We start from the raw sequence: 20268 nt of genomic DNA, 5'->3' as shown, positions 1-20268 counted from the left end.
TTATTTTTAGTCGTTCATATCACCCGAAAGTGTCTCTCGCAGTTTTTTCACAGCCGTGGTGATATGTGCCTCCAGTGTTTTTACCGAAATACCCATCAATTCGGCAGCTTCTTTATATTTCATCTTATCCTCTCTTATCAGTTTAAAGGAGAGTTTGCATTTATGAGGTAGTGAATTAATGGCATTGTTTAACCGGCTGATGCTTTCTTTCGATATAAGCTCCATTTCAGGGGTTGTCTCTGTCTGAGTAAATAAATCTACCTGCGTTTCGTCGATATCAACTGTGGAAATGTGTTGTGTTCTTAAATAAGAAATGCATTTGTTGCGGACAATAGTATAAAGATATGCATCTAAGTTTGCAATATCAGTCAAGTTACTACGGTTTTCCCATACCACCATAAAGGTGTCCGATACAATTTCCTCAGCAACGGTAGCAACTCCAACCTGAAGCGTGGCAAAGCGCATAAGTTTCCCATAGTAGGTCATGTAAAGTGACCTCAACGCCATTTGTGAGTCTTTTACAGCAAGCTCAACAATAACTGATTTTATATTTTCGGAGAGATTATTTCCCAAAAGTTGATTTATTTAGGGCCTTTAAAAATTAAGGTCGCAAAAATAGTCAAACTCCCTTAGTCGGGCAAACACTTTTTTTTGCACAGGCAGAAAGAAAAAGAAAATAAAGCATAATATCGTCGCAATTTACATCCATAAAGCCCATGTTATCAACTCTTTGAAACTAAAAATCATTCAAGACGTTTGTTAATGTTAAAACAACGATCGACCGATACGTGAGAGTAATAAAAAAATGTGGGGGCAATCCACACGGACTACCCCCACAACCTAACTAAATTAAAAAACTACGAAACCTAATCTAAATGAGTTACTTTTTAAATAGACGGCTGTTCTTCACAACACCGTTCTTTCCCATTTTCACGATATAAATACCTTTTTCAAGATTAGACAGATTCACCGAACTGATTTCTCCTTCCAAGGACTTAACCAGTACCCCAGCTGTATTGTAAATCTTCACCTGGTCTACATTATTGAAGGTCACTACATCAACCACGGGATTTGGATAGAACGAAGGAGCATCAGATGATGCGCTTTCAATGCCGGTAGCACTAAGCACATTCATTTGGAAGTCTACGGTATAACCTTTCTGAGCCAATCCGCAAGGGCCCGGTTGTGGGAACCATGCATCTGAATAGCGAACACGGAAACGAGTTACACCAGGAGTGGCATTTGCCGGAACTTTAATTTGAGTAGAGAGGTTAGCAACTGCATCGTCTCCTTTGCGGTCGGTACCACCTGCTGCTGCAATTTCACCAGCTGTTGGATCGAATATACCATCGCAGTTCCAGTCTGCATAGATGGTATATTTACAATATTTCATACCGTCACTTCTGTTGGTTGCCAACGCTTTAAACGTAAAGGTAGAGCCCGGTGTCACATCAAATGCTTTGTCATCGCCCAGGTAAGCAAAATATCCGTTAGTGGCGTTTGTTCCACCGGTAAAGGAGAGATTGCGAACAGCTCCTGTTGTAGAAGCAGTCTCCACAAAACGGTTTGTCAGGGCAGTTGCCGCACCTTCGGCTTTAGGGTCATTGATAGCTTCGCAATATAGGTCCTTTTCAGCCTCAACTGGCGCACTCGGATTTCTTACAATTGTTTTCCAAGTGATAGCAGATTTGGTAACTAGGTCGGTTGACACAGCACGAATACCAATCTGAATCTCTTTTTGATTGTCAGACAATGGAATGGCAGGTACATAATGCGCCCATGAAGCAGTTCTTGCAATCTGTTTTTCAACCGTTCCTTCTTTTGTAAACACTTCGAAATAAGCTACATTTACCTCGTCATTATAAACAAGAGCGTTTGGATTAGACGGGGTAACCGACGGAGTCATCTTCCAGAACATCTTAGCATCCAGGTGTTTGTTTGTTTCATTAGAATATTCAATTGTAACATCTGTAGGAGCATTGACTGATGTTCTAGTTGCATCATACAGTTTCAGTTCACCGATAAGAGCTTCATAACTTGCAACTTCACTTGCACCCTGTACACGAAGACCAATTGCGGTAATCTTATCGCCGGCATTGAATCCTGTCAAAGGCAGTTCTACCTCGTTCCATCCTGTTTTTGCGATGTTACCCAAACTGAATTCTGTCCAGTCTGTTTCAGCGTTCTTCTTCACAACAAGACGCAGGTTGGACGATTGTCCTACAGTTCCATTCGTAATTTTATAAACCAACCGGGCTGTAGCTCCTGTTCCTACTGTTAAATCAGAACGATAAAGATGAACATTAGCCGGAGTGGTCTTCACAACACCCGAGAGTGACAGACAGGTTCCTCCTACCCAAGCATCTGCAAAGCTGTATTGAGCCTTGATGTCTTTGGTTTCCTGACCGGCAGCATCCTGAATAAGCCAACGGTAAGTAGGACACATATCCTGTGCCGAAAGGTTATACCATGAACTATATGTTTTTTCTCCATTTACTTTGTAGAACATTCCGTTACCCAGGATGAAGTTTGTAGCAAACGGCAAAGTACCTTGCACGGTTGAACGTTCGGTTACGAACTTAGACATACCGTGAAAACTCTTCAATGTGGAGTTATCCTGTAGATTAGCACCGCTGAAGATAGGCAGGTGCCACAATGGAGTCTGGTTACCACCTGTAAACACATACTCAAGTCTTTGCTGATAATTATTCTGCATGCTCTTTTCATCCAGACCGTCTCTGTGTTGGAATACACGGTTCTGCTTATGCTCGCCCCACAAACCGATACTTACCCCTTTATGGTTGTCGATGGCTGTCCATGCCTGTTGCAAATTCACAATCCAGCATCCTGCATAAACATCGTATGCACCGTTAGGAGTCATCAGTTCAGAAGCTGTTTTTTCAGTATCAGTCAATTTTGTTTCACCCCAATTATAGTTCAACATAAATGCGTCGGATACCTTATTATTATTTAGCTCGTTGCAATACCACTTGTTATTGTGATAGCCCAGATAATCAATGTACTGCATGTTTCCTTCGTTATTGATACCATCATACCAACCTACATGGAACGAGTTGAACCCTTTTTGTGCGGCAATCTGATACAACTTTTCGTGGAACTGCTGCAACAAAGTTGCTTTTTCCTGAAAAAGATAGAATTCTGAGTTGTAATTGATACCATCCATACCGAAGTACATTAATAGGTTAATCAGCGGTTCGGCATACACAAAGTTACCTTGTGCATCTTTCTTGGTCAGCATATCAATGAAATAAGCCTTGCTATCCGATTCGAGTGTCTGCCCGGATGAATATTGCCAGTTCCAGGGAATTCCCCAGGTGCTCAACACCGCAGTGCCATGCTTATGTGCCGCATCGGTATAAGCCGCCGGTGCGCAGAACCAGTTATTGCTCCAGTTTCCGTGGATTTTCACATATTGCCACATACTGAACACATCGTCGTCAAAACGACCGGAAGGCATCGCTGTAAGCGGACTTCCTGATGCCCCAATAGGACAGTTAAAGAAGATAGAGCGGCGCGGGTCAATTGTCTTGTCCAACTGTCCGGCTTTATCAGTAATAACAGATTTTACACGTACGTGAGATCTTTTGAATTCCAGATCTTTCAGGTCGCCCATACTGGTTGGCACACCATTGCGGAACATTTCCAGCAGCTGATATGGTTCCTGACCCGACCAATTAAAATACTCGCCTGCAGTCTGTGCACCAATCCGTGTACAGAGTGAGAGAGCCAAAGCAACTAAAAAAAAGTTTTTCTTTCTCATGGTAATAAATTTAATGTTACTATTTCTTAGGTGATTAAGATTCTTCATCGATTAAAAATTTGGAGCATTTACATCCCACCACAAACGGGTACCTTGATAGTCTTCTCCTCCCAGCACCGGGATACCTGTGCTGTAAACATCATCTTCAGACACAGAACCTTCCAGCTGGAATGGGAGACGGCGAATAATACCTCCTTTGGTAGAGTGGTCGCCTGCATCATATACCACAGGGATAAGACGAGGATAGCCGGTACGGCGAATATCTGTCCAGGACTCCAACGACATAGGGAAGTTGGCAATGTATTTCTGTGTCATGATACGTTCCAGTTTGCGTTCGTTGGTGTCGGTGTCATTCCACATGTTACCTACCTGAACCATATTCTTCACGTCGGAGTAATTGTTCTTTGAATCGTACAAATCCACATATTTCACATCCAAAGGCTCAGCAAGCGCCATGTATTTTCTCAGTTTGATGTTTCCGATACGGTCTGAGAATTCTTTTATAAACGACTCTCTGATGCCTTGTTCATAGAAGAACTGTGGTGTGCCACCCATGTTCCATCCGTAAAGTGCACCTTCTGCACGCAGGAAGATAGATTCCACCACTTTCATAATGGCAATGTTGGTGCCGGCAAAGTTGGCGTTCAGTTTGGAGAACAGCAGGTATGCCCCGGTATTATCGTTCTTATTGAACACAGATGTCCCCGAACGGATTCCTTCAAACACCGCATGTGGTTCGGGCACCACAACGGCTCCCGTCTTGTCCAGAATCATTTTTTCGTTGTCGGCAAAGAAATGTGCCAACATAGGGCTATCCAGACGTTTCAGAATATTTTCGAACGAAGCGTTCAGGCGGGTGTCATTCCAGGAGTCGGAAATAACGAACAGGGGATGTCTTCCTCCTGAAATATTGTACTCAATATTCTGATCACCGCTTTCCAGCACTCCGGCACTTACAGCAGCCTCTGCCTCCAGTTTAGCTTTTGCCGGATCTATTTTTCTAATATGCATTGCCATTCTGAGACGCAACGTATTGGCAAACTTAATCCAGTTGTTGATGCTACCGCCTGCAATCTTATCAAACGAAGCAATCACGGCCTCTTTTTCAGGAGTCAGCTGTGCTGCTTTTAGCACAGCAACCGACTTCTTCAGCTGTTCAAAGATATCGGTATAGATATCCTTCACAGACATGTAATTCATTGGAGGGTCCTGCTTCAGTTTTCTGTAATCGGCATAAGGCATTGGTCCGTAAACATCAGTAAGTTCCTGAGCCGAATAGCAGAATGCAATGTTGGCAATAGCTCCCAATTCAGGGAATTTGAGCTTTTCGGCAGAATTCATTACCGGCACCACCTGACGGGTTACCCACAGGAAGTTGGCAAGTGGACCCGACTCAAAGCTAGGATTCATAAAGTTGGTTGAAGGAAGACGACCTTCCAGGTTATTAGCTACACAGAGATAGCCCGAATAGTTGTCAATGTGCAGATTAAACTGATACTGGTATTTGTGTTCGCGGGTATCGTGAATCAGGGCCAGCGCCTGAAACATCATTCCTTTGGCTACTTCTACCGTAGCACATGAGTCAGTCGAACCTTTCACCACATTAATTTCCACATCTCCCACCTCGTCGGTGCATGAGGTGATTGTACCTCCCATCGCCATTGAAAAGAGAAGAGCGATGCTATATTTTCCTATATTTTTCATAATTGTAGTCTTTGTTAGTCGGATGATTATTAGAATGACAGTTTAAGATTTAATCCAAAGCTTCTGGTAGAAGGTAATCCGAAAATATCTACTCCACCCAGTGCATTAGCTGTTGAGAGTGAAACATCGGGGTCTACCGGTGCCTGTTTGTAAAGGAAGAACAGGTTACGTGCCACAGCCGAAACGCTTAGGCGGGTAGATGCACCCAACAAATTTTTGAATGTATATCCCAATGAGAGCTCACGCAAACGGAAGTTTGTAGCGTCGTACACATATTCCGAAGCAAATATCTGGCTACCAATGGTAGAATAGTACTTTTCTGCTGCAGCCAGGTTGCCATCAGGCATCACCACGGCAGGATACTTCTTTCCATCGCTGTCAGTCCAGGTAAGGTTGGACATACGTGCCTGAGCCGAACGTTCGGATACTCCGTTCTTATCCAGGTATGCTTCTGTGAATGAAATAACCTTTCCGCCAATCTTTCCGTCAATCAGGAAGTAAAGAGATACTCCTTTGTAGTCGAAGGTGTTGTTCCATCCCAGGTTAACTTTCGCATTCATGTTGCCCAAGTAGCGACTGTGTCCGCCACGAGCACGGAGTGAAGGGTTACCCTGAGGGTCTAGCTTTATGGCTCCCTCTTTTCCCAGTCCTTCTTCCGCTTCAAACTTGTTGTAGCGGTCAAAATCCTTGCTGTATAAATCGCCATATGAACCACCTTCCAGGAATTTCACTTTCAGGTTATCAGAAGTTCCTATACCAATATAAATATCCTTTCTATGTTTAAAGGTCTGAATAATCTTATTCTCGTTGTAAGAGAAGTTCACTCCGGTTTTCCAGAAGAAATCTTTCGATGGAGTAAATGTGTATGCCACTGTTGACTCTAACCCTCTGTTACGTACTTTTCCAGAGTTAATTGGTTTGATGGCTCCGGTAGCACTTGTAGTAGGCAAATACTGATTAAAGCTGAGTGAGTTATACAATGTAAGGTTAACGTCCAGCTTATTGCGGAAGAGTCCTAAATCCACACCGAATTCTGTAGAACGCATGGTTTCCGGTTTAGGATCCCAATCGGTAAAGTCCACTGCAACCACGCCGCCGGTTCCATTATTCACTTTCTGGCCGCTATAAAGGATGTTTGGTACTGAGTTACCTACCTCACTATATGAGAATCTCACTTTAAAACGATTTACCTGTTCGCCCATTTTGAATATATCATTAAGCAATGCATTGGCACCAACAGAGTAGTAACCGAAATGATCTTTTACACCCTTGTATTTAAATTGTGTAAATGCGCGTGCCCAGTCCATACGGTAGCTTGCATCCAGATAAACCATCTCTTTATATCCTACAGATCCGGTAACGAACAATGCTTTAGACCAGTCGCTGGATACACCATACGTACGTGTAGTTGCATAAGATGCATCAGGTTGAAATACGTTGATGCTGGTTGGAATATTCTTAATGTCATTTTGAGTGTAATATGCATAGCTTGTTGCACCAGCATTGCGCATCCAGAAGTTCTCTCCTCTCTTCTTGTCAAAGCTGAACCCCATGCTACCCGACAGGTTGTAGTCGGACACTTTTTTATTATAGCTCAACAGGTAATCAGTAAATATGTCGTAGAAGAATTCATTGGAATTACTGTATTGTCCGCGGTCAATCAGTGTTCCTTCGCGAGCTACAGTTGTTGCGTATATCTTAGCCGATCCGTCTGTATCGGTACGGTCATAACTCAAACGTGCCTGAGCAGAGAGTCCATCAAGAATGGAATAGGTAAATCCAGCTGTTCCATAAAAATGTCTGGTTGAAGTCTCGCTGGTCACACGGTTGGTCAGCCAATAAGGATTGTTTTCTCCTGCCGACCCACGTCCCAGGAACCAGTTCTGCATATTTCCTTTCAGCAATACATTTGTGGTTGTAGTCTCCACATTTTTGGGTCCGGCATAGAGCACAGTTATTTTCTCGGAAAGCCATTCACCTGGTTTCTCAAAGTTCTTGTAATAGCCCATATCCAGATTTCTGGGAGCCAGATAAAGGTTATATAGCGGATTAAACACCGTACCGCCACTCACCCGGTTATTGCTTTTTTGCTGGATGTAATTCATTGAAAGGTCCAACCGCAATTTTTTATTCAGAAAATTATAAGATTGTCTCAATGCCATGCTATGGCGATTGAATTTATTATTTGGAATTATCCCTTTAGCCATGGTATTACCATAAGAGAAGTAGCTCTGCATTTTCTCTGAACCGCCACTGAAAGAGATTGAGTTATTGAAGTTTGTACCTGTCTGGAAAAAGTCACTTACCATATCCTGCGCATGGTTTGTAACTCCTGGAATCTTAAGTTCCTCTGCAGTCATCTGGCTCAATGGTTTTCCCCATGAGCTGGCCGAAAGTTGATTCTGATTTATCGTACCACCGAAAACATTTTGTATTTTTGGCAATACCAGCGGTGATTCGAACATGGATGAGCTGGATACGTCGATACTGATTTTTCCCTCTTTACCTTTTTTAGTGGTGATCATTATCACCCCGTTGGCTGCAGCTTTACCATACAACGCAGCCGAGTTGGCTCCTTTCAGAATGGTGACTGATTCGATATCGTCAGGATTGATGTTCGAGAGTGCATCGCCCCCTTCGCTGGAAGATGCATAAGCCATTTTATAACCGCCTCCGCTGGTTCCGTCATATTGTCCCTCTACTTTATTCTGCATCGGTATACCGTCCACCACAATCAGTGGGGAGTTCTCTCCTACAATAGAGCTGTTTCCGCGAAGCAGGATTTTTGAAGCGCTACCGGCTCCCCCTGTATTAGGAGTAATCACCAGTCCGGCACTCTTACCCTGAAGGGAGTTGATGAAGTTGGCATCTTTTGCGCGGGTCAGTTCACCACCTCCAACAGTCTGTGTGGCATAAGTCAGCGATTTTGCTGCTCTTTCAATACCCATGGCAGTGACTACAACTTCATCCAACAACTTGGAATCTTCCTTCATAACAACGTTGAACACGCTTTTATTATCGGTTAAAGGCTCAAGAACTTGTTTATAACCGATGTATGTAAAAAGCAGGTCGCCACTGCCCGGCACGGTAAGCTGAAAGTTACCCTCCATATCGGTCATTACACCGGTGGAGGTTCCTTTCAGCTGTACATTTACTCCGATCAAAGACTCTCCGGCCGCATCTGTCACCTTCCCCTTAATCACCCTGTTTTTAGTGGAAGATTGAACACTTTTGGTCGGTTTGGCATTACTCTTCACGGAAAAAACAATGTACTTCCCATTGATAACATAGGTTACGTTCGAACCCGAAAACACCTTATCCAGAACAGCGGTAATTTTTTCGTTTTTAGCATTAACAGCCACAATTTTGTCAGGATTTATATCACTAACATTGTAGATAATATCCAGTTTAGTCTGTTTTTTTACTTCCTTGAAAAGCTTGTCAATACTAACATTATTCGATACGAGCGTAAACTTTTCACTCTGGGCATCCGCACACAGAAATTGAAAAAAAAGAAATATAAAAAAGCTTAGTTTAATCGTCCACGCAGGGACATAGTTAGCCTGGGGCACAGAATGCCCTGAATAGTTGTTTTTCATATATAAAATGTTTAGTTTAGTAAGTAGTCAGTTCTATTTTATGCTGTAGATAAGTATTTTCCTGTCCTTTATTTCATAATTAAATTTGTTAGTCAGTCGTAAAATGGATAGTATCTGATAAATGTTGTCTTTAGTCTCCAAATCACAGGTAAAGCGTTCCTGCTTTATCTTTTCGTCCATAAAGACAATATTGACATTGAATTGTTTTTCAAACGTAGTTGCCATATTGGCAAAGGTTTCCTTCTCAAAGTGAAGCTTTCCTTCCATCCACCAGATTGCTGCAGAAGAATCGTCCACGTTGGCTAGTTTCATATCACCGGTATTCTTGTTCACCCGCATCTGTTGGTTTGGTATCATTTTGGCCTCTTGCCCCTTCGGTTCGGAAGCCTTAATAAGAATAGAACCTTCGAGCAAGGTTGCCACCACCTCTTCTTCCTCTTTATTTGCCCGTATATTAAATTTGGTTCCCAGTACCCGGGTACTTACTCCGCAACTGTTTACCACAAATGGTGCGTGCTTGTCTTTCTTTACTTCAAAATAGGCTTCACCTTCCATATCCACTTTTCTTTCTGATGAAAAAAGCGACGAAGAATATTTCACCTGGCTGCAAGCGTTGAGCCATACCATCGTTCCATCAGGTAAAAGTACCTTGGTGCGTTCCCCTTGAGCCGTACATACCATGAACGACTGGTTCATGCTGCTTATCATGTGCTTCAGCGTATTGCCTCCGGCAAAGATAACTCCAGCCAGAATTGCTGCGGCAATGATTGCTTTTTTAAGGTAAGCACCCTTCCACCATCTTTCGGATTCTTCAATCAGTTCATTCTCTTTGGCACGAATACGAGCTTTAAGATCCTGCAACGATTTCTCTACATTGATACGCTCCATCACTGCCAACCGATCGCTTACAAAGAGGGTGAAGTATAGATTTTCCAGCTCTTTTTGGTTTTGGGGCGATGCTTCATACCACTCCGTAACGGCCTTGCGCTGTTCCTCATCCAGATTTCCTTTCAGGTAATCAATTAATAATTTATCATTAATTTCAAATTCCATTTTTCGGCCTTTTTATATAATACAATCAAGTAGACTTCTACACTAAAGCAAATTGCATTTTTTTAAAAAAAAAGTAGAAATAACTATCTTTAACGGTATAATTAATCCTTCAATAATCAACTTATACCCCATTTTTATTTATCATTCAATATAATACAATTAGAATTTATAATATACTAAACGAAAAACCACTTTTTTATTTAATAATTATAAATAATTGAATAAAAAGCGTATGGTTTTGAAGTCTGGAAAGTTTTATTTTCCTTTGTCGGATATTTACAAACCGATATGACTTTACTAAAGAACAAACCAGAAGACAACGCCCGAACAATTAGCCTGTTGAAATCAGGCAACGAAGATACTTTCGACAATGTATTCCGTTATTACTATAAGGGATTGTGTGCATTCGCCTCTCAGTATGTATCTTTTGAGGAGTCGGAAGAAATTGTGCAGGACACCATGATGTGGCTCTGGGAAAACAGAGGAACACTTATTCCGGAAATGTCTCTTAAATCACTTCTCTTCGTTATTGTAAAGAACAAGGCCCTCAACCGAATCTCCCACAATCAGATGAAAGACCGCATTATGAAGGATATGACTCAGAAGTTCGAGGAACAGTTCACCGATCCGGATTTCTACCTGGAAAACGAGTTGATGACTCTCCTTTCCGAAGCTATCAATAAACTACCCGAAGAGCAGCGCATTGCATTCGAGATGAGCCGGATGGATGGAATGACTCATAAGGAGATTGCCGAGAAACTGAACGTGTCGCCCCAAACCGTAAACTACCGCATCAGCCAGTCGGTAAAATTCCTGCATAAAGAATTAAAGAATTATCTGCCTCTGATTATATATATGCTGAATTAACAGAGTACCACCACCGATTCACTTTGACCATCACATTACTTCTTCAATAAAGGAATTCCTGACAAATCTCCCATATGAATCGTTCTTTCTCCACCGGATTTTCTTCCGTACATCCGGATCTACAAGACCAGTACATTCGGGTGTAGGCAGCCGGTACACCCGGGTGTACAGATGGCTTCCACCCGGGTGTAGCACAGGTTTTACAATGAAGAAATATTAGTTGATGGCGTAAGATAAAGATAAGAATCGAATCATCTACCACCGGTAATCAGTGCAGCAAACCGGGGAAGATACTTACGAAGCAAGAAATAGGTGCCAAGGGTGATGCATACTACAGTTACAGGTACCAGTATGTAGAGCAACACCAACATCACGTCCGACTGAGGTTGCAGCACTTTATGCAACGATTTCCGAAGGAGAGACTGCAGCGGTTCGTGTGCGGCAAAGACAAAAAAGCTTGCAGTGGCTAGAAAACCACTGCAGGTAATTTTATTTTGTTCGAGAAAGTAGGCTGTCAGATTGAAGAAGAATACCACTCCCAAGAGGCGATTCAGTTGTACCAGATAGAAAGATACCGGTTGTCCTGATGTAAGCGTTGCCCCAATCACCACCAACGGATAAAGAATCAGCGTGAGACGAAAAAATTGCTTGAAACAGTCAACTAAGTTCAATCGGTTTATACTGAAATAAGCCCCTGCTGAAAAGAAAAACAGAGCTTTTGGCCCTACTCCGGGAACATGTATCGAGATATCGAAAAACCATAGTATTCCAAACAGGAAAAGACTGTAATGCTTCAATTTTACTAAAAGCCATTTCAGCAGAGGGGTTAATATCACCATCATCATTAAATCGCGGATAAACCAGAACTGTCCACTGATAGGTTCATCCCAGAATGCATTAAGGAAATCGACAGGTGCATACTCGCTGATGGCTTTATGATTTCCTGAAAAGAGTGCTGCAGTTGCCGGAATATGCTGGGCTGTATAGTTAAAAGCCAGTACCAATAAGTTCCAGAACAGGTAGGGTATGAGCAAGGTCCTCATCCGGCTCTTCAGCTTCCGTTTGTAGTCATCTGTAGTCAGAATGGAATTATAATAGAAAAGAAATCCAGATATGAAAAAGAAAAGCGGAACTGCAGTCTGCCCAATAACCGATGATATCATCTCTCTTACATAATGAAACACCGGATAGTGTAATCCGTCTGCCTGAAGAGTAATTACCTGACCATAAGCATGAATAAACACCACACCTACTATCAGCGGGAATCTCAGAAAATCAATACATTTTGATTGCAATTCATCATTAGTCATAGTAGTAAAGCCGGTTTATTTCTTTTCGATAAGTTGAAAAGTCCGACAAATATAATGCTAATAATCCGACGGACAATGCTCAACCAGATATTAAGAACAATATTGATCTGATCAACATCTTCAGCCAGCGTGGATAAGAATGGTTGTAGATGCTATAAATAGAAACAGAGCACCAGTAGCAGCTCCTTATTTTTGAATAAGAAGAAAAAAATGCATCGCTAATAGCAAGGTATTAGCGATGCATTCTGAACTTTAAAATTTATATTGGGAACGAATCAAAGCTCTTTAAAATCTAAAATCAGTAAACTAGAACTTTGAATACAGCTTTGCCTACGGCAACCATGTAAACGCCCTTTTTAAGAACAAGTTGGGTACTCATTTCAACCACACCGTTATACACTGTTTGTCCTTCGGAGTTGCAGACCGCAACCATTGAAGGTCGGGGAACATCAATACTCATGCCTCCTTCATAACCCAGCACACTGATGCCATCTTTTCCTGTCTGACTGATTCCTGTGCCACTCTCTTCAACCACATCGGCAAAGTTTACCCATACAGATGCTGCCCGGTATGCAGCATAAGTTCCGGTGGGCACATATAGTTTGCAATCGGTAAAGGTTGAGTTTGTAAATGCATCAGTAGCCACTGACGGAGGAGTCATAGGATAAGAATGAAACTCCTTCAGCCCTGTACAATTATAAAATGCTTTCGAGCCGATGTTGGCTACGCTTTTACCAATTGTTGCCGAGGTCATCTTTGAGCAGTTCTCAAAAGCGGATGCACCGATTGAGGTCACACTATTGGGAATAACAATGGATGTGAGCCATGAACAGTTATAAAATGCAGTCCCACCTATAGAGGTTAGCCCATCAGGAAGGGTGACCGACTTTAAAGCCAAACATCCCCAGAACATCCCATCACTTAGGGTGGTGATACCGGCAGGTAGCTTTATTGAAACCAAAGCAGTGCATAGCTGGAAAGCTGCCATTCCGATATTCGTTACGTTATCGGGAATAGTGACTGTTCCCAGGCTCGAACAACTTTTAAAGGCAAAAGCGCCGATATTGGTCACATTCGAAGGAATAACCACCGAGGTTAAAGCTCCGCAACTTTCAAATGCACGTTCGCCTATATTAACCAGCGCATCGGGTAAAGTGATTGATTTAAGAGCAGTGCAACCATACAACCCGTATGAACCTATCGTTGTAAGACTGGTAGGTAATGTTAGCGAAGCCAGAAGCGAGCATCCGTAGCAAGCATAACTATAAATAACAGTCGCTTTATCGGGAAAAGCAATGCTTTTCAGCTTGTCGCAATAGGCAAAAAAGTAATAGCCAATAGCATCTTTAGCTGTGGAGTAAGAGGTATAATAAGGTGATCCACCGGCAACAATATCTGCCCCCGTCATATTAAGCACTTTCAAGATGCCGGCACTGGGATACCCATCAACATTTCCTCCCATATCACGAATGAACTTTATATCCGTACCGTTCAGGTATCCCGTTACGGTGAGTGTATCAATCAGATATTTATCTTCAGAGGGTATAAGCGATGAGAGTGTTCCGGCAGTAGCCACATTTACCGTGGCGGTTTTTCCCTGCATCTGAAATGCCGCAGCATATAACAAGCATGTTGTTATCACTGCTGTTTTTAATGCGTATAAAGCTTTCATATTCGGGAATTTACAATAGATAATTTTTAAAGAATGGCACACTTGCCATAAATCTAATGGCGATCGGACTTATTGCTCCTTTTCTTGCATCAATCTCCCGATTGGAGGTTTTGAGCCCCTGACAATAACGAAAAACCAGTCAACACAACAAAGTGCTTACGGGGTAAGACGCTAAAAACAAAGAGCAGCAAGTCCTTCACACCATTAAAATCAGATGTTGCATATTTCAGCTGAAAAATCAAATCTGAAACAATCTCAAAATGTCAATTATGCATCTCAGCAAGCACTTCCAAGCTGAGAGTTTTTACAAATATAAATCGCTTTATTCTGCATCTCCAGATAGTACCAGGAGCAGTACGATTACACAATAGTAACACACGTCATATGAATATGTTTTCCAATAAAGAATAGATTAAGCTAATATAATAATATTTAATCGATTACCTCATATGTTAACTTATTTATACATTTTAACATAATCATAAAGTCTATTCGGTTGCTGTTTAATGGATATAAGAAGTGAGATAAAAGCTAGAATACAAGTAATTGGACATAGGTATTAAAATCTCAATTTTCTTATGAATATGGAAACAATATTTTTATACGAAAAGATAGCACACAATAAACTTTCTGAATGTGAAAATCAAGAACTCTACATGATGGGTATAAATCTATCCGTATATATGTTCAATTCTATTTTTAGAATACCCGAGGTCTTATCAGGAGATCTGAGCCTCACCATCAGGTTAAACAGACAATACAAGATAAAAGGAAAACAAAAAGAAACCGCACATGCTGCCTGTGAGAAATAAAATCGGGCTCTTATTTATATTTATTAAATGAATAAAACGACAAACTGACAAAAAGCAACAAAATAAAAAACGTATTTGTGCACAAATCTTTAATATTAATTAAAATAAACATTTATAGTTAACAATATAGAAATATCAGCTATTATAAGAGTTATAAAAATTTGTGTCAATTAGCAATGTATAAAATAAACCATGATAGCCTTAAATATAGTTTTTCTATAAATATAAATAGTTCTTTCGTTGACTATATTTAAAATAATAACAACTGATAATTAAATATTTAGAAAACCACTTGAGATAATAAAAAACAAGAAGCAGAGGCTTTATTTTCTAAAAAAGGGAGATGTAATCTGTTCCCATTTTTTAAAAATATTGAATTATACACAAGTCATACTTTTTATGTTAATTATATTTGCTTTTAAAAAAAATTATTTACCTTTGCAAAGTTGAATAGAATGGGTTCAACTGCGACAGCTATAAATTTAACAAACATGATTAACGACTACTACTTACTGATTGGATTATTATTATTTTCTCTGACCTCATCCATTGCACTCGAAATGATGGCTCTTCCGCGCATCATTTATATTGCAAAGAAGAAAGGGCTTTATGATATTCCCAATGGTAGAAAATCACATATTACCCCCGTGCCCAGACTTGCTGGCATTACTTTTCTTCCTATCCTGATGCTTGTATTTTCAATTTGTTCTTTGATTATAATCAAGCAATCTCCTATAGAAACTGTGACGATCTTTGGAACTGCCTTGCGGAAAATGGTTGGTTTTGTTGCCGGAAGCATTGTATTGGCGGGTATTGGGATCAAGGATGATTTGGTCGGTTCACGTTATTCGCATAAGATGCTTGCACAGTTTATTGCTGCTTGTCTGCTTGTTTCAGGCGGTTTGTACATTAACGATTTCAACGGACTTTTCGGTATAAACGAAGTTCCTGCATGGTTTGGTGTACCTTTTACCATCTTACTTACCGTGTTTATCACCAATGCAATGAACCTTATAGATGGAGCCGACGGGCTTGCATCGGGTATTGCCGGCGTTGCTTTAATTTCTCTGGGCACCATGTTCTTTATCCGGAGCATGTTCTTCTATTCGCTGATCTGTGTCATCTTAGTAGGAATTCTTATTCCTTTCTTTTATTATAACGTGTTCAACACAAACCGGAAAGTCTTTATGGGCGATACAGGATCGCTTTCTCTGGGGTTCCTGCTGGCATATCTTGGCATTCGTTTTGCCATGAATATTCCAAGTAGCTACGGAACAGTTGATTCACCTGCCCTCATTTCTCTTTCGGCACTTTTCATTCCTCTGTTTGATGCCTTGCGAGTGATGATTGAACGCGCTATTAAAGGTAAATCAATGTTCATGCCAGACAGGCGACACTTGCATCATAAACTGCTTGATTTGGGCCTGTCACACCGAAAAGTAATGATCAACATTGTCTTCTGGGCACAGTCTCTGGTAATTTTCAACATAATGATGGTTCATATTGTCAACATCAATCTGGTTTTTCTTTTTGATATTGCCCTTTGGTTTGGACTGATACAACTACTCAACGCTTTGAAGAAAAAACAAAAGACCCGTTTTGCTCTTTTTTTCTAAAGAAGTAGTAATGGTGGTACCGGGCTGGTAATAACGCAAACTCCCAATCCGAGAAGGAGAAACAGAGCGAACAATGTTAATAACTCCTACATTAGAAATTACTAAAAAACATACAGACTTTGATTCGTGATTTGATTTCTATCAGAATCAAAGAATCCTATTAGAATTTTCTGAATGACAGCCTTGCAAAAGAAGATTTCAGTACCATTTTTTGTGAAGAAAGTTGTTCAATATAAAACTTTTGGATAGTATCATTCATTCCATAAGCAGAGACTGCATCAATATTCTGCTGCCTAATTACCATCTGTATAGAATCTCCAGTATGCTGAAACGTTCCACTACAAAAGGCTGCTCCCTGCAACTGAACCATATGCAACTGAATGCAATAATACAGTTGCTCTGGCTGCTTCTCTGAAAGATCCTTATATTGAATCGTCATTAACTGCCACATTCCATCCATATCACCGTTAATCGGTGTTTTATCACAAGATGGTAAAAGCCATGTTGCCATTAGCAGTATAATCGTAAATATCTTTTTCATAGCAATAATTATTTTTGATATTACCACAGTTTTCCAGTCTTTCGGACAACAACCATCCCTCCGCTATTATCTCCTAACATGCCTCCCCTATCCATTGCTCCGGCAACCGTGAAGCTCCACCCGGGAAGTCTGCCAGGTTCATAACTCACTTGGAGCATACCTGAGGTATTCTTTACAACTTCTTTGAACGGTCGGCTATAATTTCCCCAGCTAACACTACGAGAAAGCAATACCTTGTATTTAATTCCGGCAAAAGGCTTTCCCGAAATTCCCAGATGATGCGCTTTTATCCGGTTACTACGGAAAGTAATCTCTCCATTAGAGTTGTAAATGGGTGATATAAACAACGGATTCCCTAATGCCATACCCCAATGTTGCCATGCATTATAAAAGCCATTGTTATAATAGTCGTCGCGAGCACTGATCTGTTCGTTGATAACATTATTGTGATTCCAGAAAACAGCTCCGCTCTGATCCTTACTGCCGATATACTCGTATAAAATTCCACTAATCACTCTGTTGGCCGGAGGAGTAAGTTCCAATCCAAATAGTCCGTCTTTCCAAGGATAACTAATCCCTAGCATGGAGTGATCCTCAAAATAGTGTTCATAATAGGCATGCAGATTCCATTTTTTCAGTTGATAATTCAGTGAGAAATGATAACTTCCCAAATGGTTGCCCTCTATATTCGCTTGATCTGATTCCGGCGTGCTCCCATCTCCAGAACTGGGTACAAAAGTTCTCAAGAAATCCTTTATTCTGGCTGGCATCTTAAAAGTAGTTCCGTCAGAATAATAACGTGTACCACCAAATTGACATTCCATCTGTATTCCTGCTTCGAATGTTACCGGGAAACGTTCTTTTTTACCCACTTTCAAATAAAGAGCCTTTGAATGATAAAGTGTTCCTGATGTGCGGTTGCCGCTCGGTCCGGCAAACTCTTTCTGCCAGCTATCATCCGTAAAACGGCCATAAGCAACATGCCCACGAAATAAAAGCCAACTATTAGTAAATGGAATTGCAGTATAATCAGGAACTTCAACCCGCACCTGAGGTATTGGTCTTGCATTTCCCGACAGAGCCAAGCCTCCGCTGGAGAGCTCTCTGTTTACCTGTTCACTGTACCTCTCCTTACTACCGATTGACAGACCAATCGAACGATACTTCATGTCGAGGTAAGCTTGTTGTACTATAAAATCTGAAGTAAAATTTCTGGCTCCTGCCAGTTCCAATCCGAAACCATAGGAGAACTTATTTTTTTTGTCGGATGCGTAAAAAACACCTGCCGCCAGATAACCACTATTTCTATTGATGGAAGAGAGTCCTTGCATGTTAGCATTTAGCCAAAGGGGCGAGTGTTCTCCTTTTGAGAGAGTCATCCCGGTTTCCACCAACCAGGTAAGAGATGGATGAAGCATGTCAGCATTTTGTTCCGATGGATATAACTCTGGCACGTTCTGAGCTCCGGCACTCATTACAAGAACAGAAGCAAACAGATTTGCAAACCACATTTTGTTCATGATGCAAATTTACACTAATATTACTAGATAGTCCTATTTATCTAGTTCTTTTTACCCTTTCAATATTTATTTCTGTTTACAGAAACGCACTCTTATAACTGCCTTGACTCTGTTTTCATTGATTTACTAAAAGAGCCATGAGGTTAAAACTAAACTAATCCGCTATCCCGCAAGCATTTGTCAGCTGTAATAAAACCTAATTCATAAGAATCATTTTCAACCTTAGAACCCACCGTTGCGGTTTTACTACTTTTAGCCCGTTTATTTTCAGTATCCCCTATTCTTCCTTTACTTTCCTGAGGAATGAAAACATTACAAATTCACATCTGCTTTTTCATTCTCAGTGACCTATTTAAAAAAACAGTCTTCTTTCCGCTTAAACCAGTACACTTACTGTCTTTTATCCCGATTTATTAATTACAACATTTTGTATCTCTGTTACCCTGAAATATTTGCATTGATTATTAGCTGATTATTATCCCCAATATATTTAGAAAACAATAATTTACGAAAAAGAGTTTAAAACAATGTTGATTTTAATAAAAACAAAAAAATGCAGAGGGATTAATTATTAAACCACTCAATAAGTGGCTTGAATAACAAGGCGAAACAACATTTAGAGACAACACTAGAGGGACAGAATGAATACTGTAAAAAGATAATTTTGCATTTATAGAGATGATAGGCAATGCAAAAATATAATATCACTCCAATGACCAACCTCGAGATTGAAGCGCAAAGCGAAGTGAGAGGTGGTTTTAAGGAAAGCGAGCGAAGCGAAACTGCCAGCGATAGCGAGTCAAAGTCCACCTCAAAACGAGCGAGCGAAGCGATCAATGTTAAACCGTTACACAATTGCATTAGCTCCGATAACGCAAAAGCATCGGCCTCACGATTGCAGCATAAAGCGGGTAAGTTGGTGATTTAAAGAAAAGCGAGCAAAACAACGCTGCAAACCCGCAGAAGGACCGGCCTCATGGTCGCAGCGTAAAACGGAGTGAGCTGGTGTAGCGTAAAAAAGAAAAAGCTGTTTGAGCTTTAGCGAGTTCTTTTTCTTTAGCGGAACCAGCACATGGAGTAGCGGAGATCGTGCAGCCGTGATTTTTTGGTTCTTTTGTATCTAGACAAAAGAACAAGCAGTTCAAACCAGCAAAAAAACCAAAAAAGAACTTTTGATGCTTTTGAATCGGGCTAAAAAAACTTTTGATACTTCTGGATCAAGCCAAAAGTACAATTAGTACAAAATATATGATATTGTTAATCCCAGCTTGATTGGAGCAAAAATAGTTTTATCCTTATTCGGAGAAAGCGGCTTTACCTCTCCTTCTTTATAATCAAAGCAACGATATTTCAACATTCCGGCACCTATAGATGTCTCCAGGTTCCACCGGCGACTGATAACCCAATCGAAACCGTAAGTAAATCCGGCAGCGAGTGCATCACCATCGTACGCATGATCCTTGAAGCGGAAATTATAGTTTGTACCAGAAGTTGTTACTCCCACAAAGTGGCGGGCCATGGGTCTGCTGAACCAGTATCTCAGTTCAGGCGACACCTGTTGAAAATGAAGCTGATTTCCGTTAATGGTCGAAAAGTTGCCAGCCACACTAAGGTCCAGTGTGAAATGCTTACCCATACGAAATTCTGTCTCAATGTTGGGAGACGCCGTTGCCAGGTAAAGTGTATTTGTTTTCAGCGCAATGCGCTGTGCCATAGCGGAAGCTGCCCCAATAGCCAGGACAATCAGAAGAACAATTCTTTTTAAGTTATTATAAAGTGCTGTTGCAATCATT

Annotated in this window: 14 protein-coding genes; 4 read left to right on the top strand and 10 right to left on the bottom strand. The window is 41.0% G+C overall.

Features of this window, described 5'->3' with window-relative positions; translation table 11 throughout:
- Positions 1-6: 6 nt before the first annotated feature.
- The 5 genes from ABWU87_RS01030 to ABWU87_RS01010 all read right to left on the bottom strand — a co-directional run bounded on the left by ABWU87_RS01030 (position 7) and on the right by ABWU87_RS01010 (position 10137).
- Entirely contained in the window at positions 7-573 is a 567-nt protein-coding gene (locus tag ABWU87_RS01030; RefSeq protein ID WP_353332436.1) for an RNA polymerase sigma-70 factor, read from the bottom strand.
- A gap of 307 nt (positions 574-880) precedes the next feature.
- Positions 881-3781 carry an endo-beta-N-acetylglucosaminidase gene (locus tag ABWU87_RS01025; RefSeq protein ID WP_353332434.1) on the bottom strand — a complete coding sequence of 967 codons (2901 nt, stop codon included), beginning with the start codon at positions 3779-3781 and terminating at the stop codon, positions 881-883.
- A gap of 51 nt (positions 3782-3832) precedes the next feature.
- A complete protein-coding gene (locus ABWU87_RS01020; RefSeq protein WP_353332432.1) occupies positions 3833-5485 on the bottom strand; it encodes a SusD/RagB family nutrient-binding outer membrane lipoprotein in 1653 nt (550 codons plus the stop codon).
- Between the two features lie 29 nt (positions 5486-5514).
- Positions 5515-9084, bottom strand: coding sequence for a SusC/RagA family TonB-linked outer membrane protein (locus ABWU87_RS01015; protein ID WP_353332430.1), 3570 nt, complete (start codon positions 9082-9084; stop codon positions 5515-5517).
- Between the two features lie 33 nt (positions 9085-9117).
- Positions 9118-10137 carry a FecR domain-containing protein gene (locus tag ABWU87_RS01010; protein WP_353332428.1) on the bottom strand — a complete coding sequence of 340 codons (1020 nt, stop codon included), beginning with the start codon at positions 10135-10137 and terminating at the stop codon, positions 9118-9120.
- A 288-nt stretch (positions 10138-10425) separates the two neighbouring features.
- On the opposite strand from ABWU87_RS01010, the gene ABWU87_RS01005 reads away from it, so the two are divergent.
- On the top strand, positions 10426-11004 hold the full coding sequence (locus tag ABWU87_RS01005; RefSeq protein WP_353332426.1) for an RNA polymerase sigma-70 factor: 579 nt from the start codon (positions 10426-10428) through the stop codon (positions 11002-11004).
- 251 nt (positions 11005-11255) lie between these two features.
- On the opposite strand, the gene ABWU87_RS01000 is transcribed toward ABWU87_RS01005, so the two are convergent.
- Together ABWU87_RS01000 and ABWU87_RS00995 are read right to left on the bottom strand one after the other, a co-directional pair.
- A complete protein-coding gene (locus ABWU87_RS01000; protein ID WP_353332424.1) occupies positions 11256-12314 on the bottom strand; it encodes an acyltransferase in 1059 nt (352 codons plus the stop codon).
- A 298-nt stretch (positions 12315-12612) separates the two neighbouring features.
- Entirely contained in the window at positions 12613-13986 is a 1374-nt protein-coding gene (locus ABWU87_RS00995) for a leucine-rich repeat domain-containing protein (protein WP_353332422.1), read from the bottom strand.
- Between the two features lie 584 nt (positions 13987-14570).
- On the opposite strand from ABWU87_RS00995, the gene ABWU87_RS00990 reads away from it, so the two are divergent.
- Both ABWU87_RS00990 and ABWU87_RS00985 read left to right on the top strand, forming a co-directional pair.
- On the top strand, positions 14571-14798 hold the full coding sequence (locus ABWU87_RS00990; RefSeq protein WP_353332420.1) for a hypothetical protein: 228 nt from the start codon (positions 14571-14573) through the stop codon (positions 14796-14798).
- A 491-nt stretch (positions 14799-15289) separates the two neighbouring features.
- On the top strand, positions 15290-16414 hold the full coding sequence (locus tag ABWU87_RS00985; RefSeq protein WP_353332418.1) for an MraY family glycosyltransferase: 1125 nt from the start codon (positions 15290-15292) through the stop codon (positions 16412-16414).
- Between the two features lie 160 nt (positions 16415-16574).
- Here ABWU87_RS00985 and ABWU87_RS00980 read toward each other — a convergent pair whose 3' ends face one another.
- The gene (locus ABWU87_RS00980; protein ID WP_353332416.1) at positions 16575-16955 is read right to left on the bottom strand and encodes a lipocalin-like domain-containing protein; all 381 of its coding nucleotides are present in this window, start codon (positions 16953-16955) and stop codon (positions 16575-16577) included.
- 20 nt (positions 16956-16975) lie between these two features.
- Entirely contained in the window at positions 16976-18475 is a 1500-nt protein-coding gene (locus tag ABWU87_RS00975; RefSeq protein ID WP_353332414.1) for a capsule assembly Wzi family protein, read from the bottom strand.
- A gap of 688 nt (positions 18476-19163) precedes the next feature.
- On the opposite strand from ABWU87_RS00975, the gene ABWU87_RS00970 reads away from it, so the two are divergent.
- Positions 19164-19403, top strand: a complete 240-nt coding sequence (locus ABWU87_RS00970) for a hypothetical protein (protein WP_353332412.1) — start codon at positions 19164-19166, stop codon at positions 19401-19403.
- A gap of 306 nt (positions 19404-19709) precedes the next feature.
- Here ABWU87_RS00970 and ABWU87_RS00965 read toward each other — a convergent pair whose 3' ends face one another.
- Complete coding sequence (locus tag ABWU87_RS00965) at positions 19710-20267, bottom strand: DUF3575 domain-containing protein (RefSeq protein ID WP_353332410.1); 558 nt, start codon at positions 20265-20267, stop codon at positions 19710-19712.
- Between the last annotated feature and the right edge of the window lies 1 nt (position 20268).

The sequence above is a fragment of the Bacteroides sedimenti genome, assembly GCF_040365225.1.
GTDB lineage: Bacteria > Bacteroidota > Bacteroidia > Bacteroidales > Bacteroidaceae > Bacteroides > Bacteroides sedimenti.
Note: the sequence above shows the minus strand (reverse complement) of the source record. Positions and strands in the feature narration are given on the sequence as shown.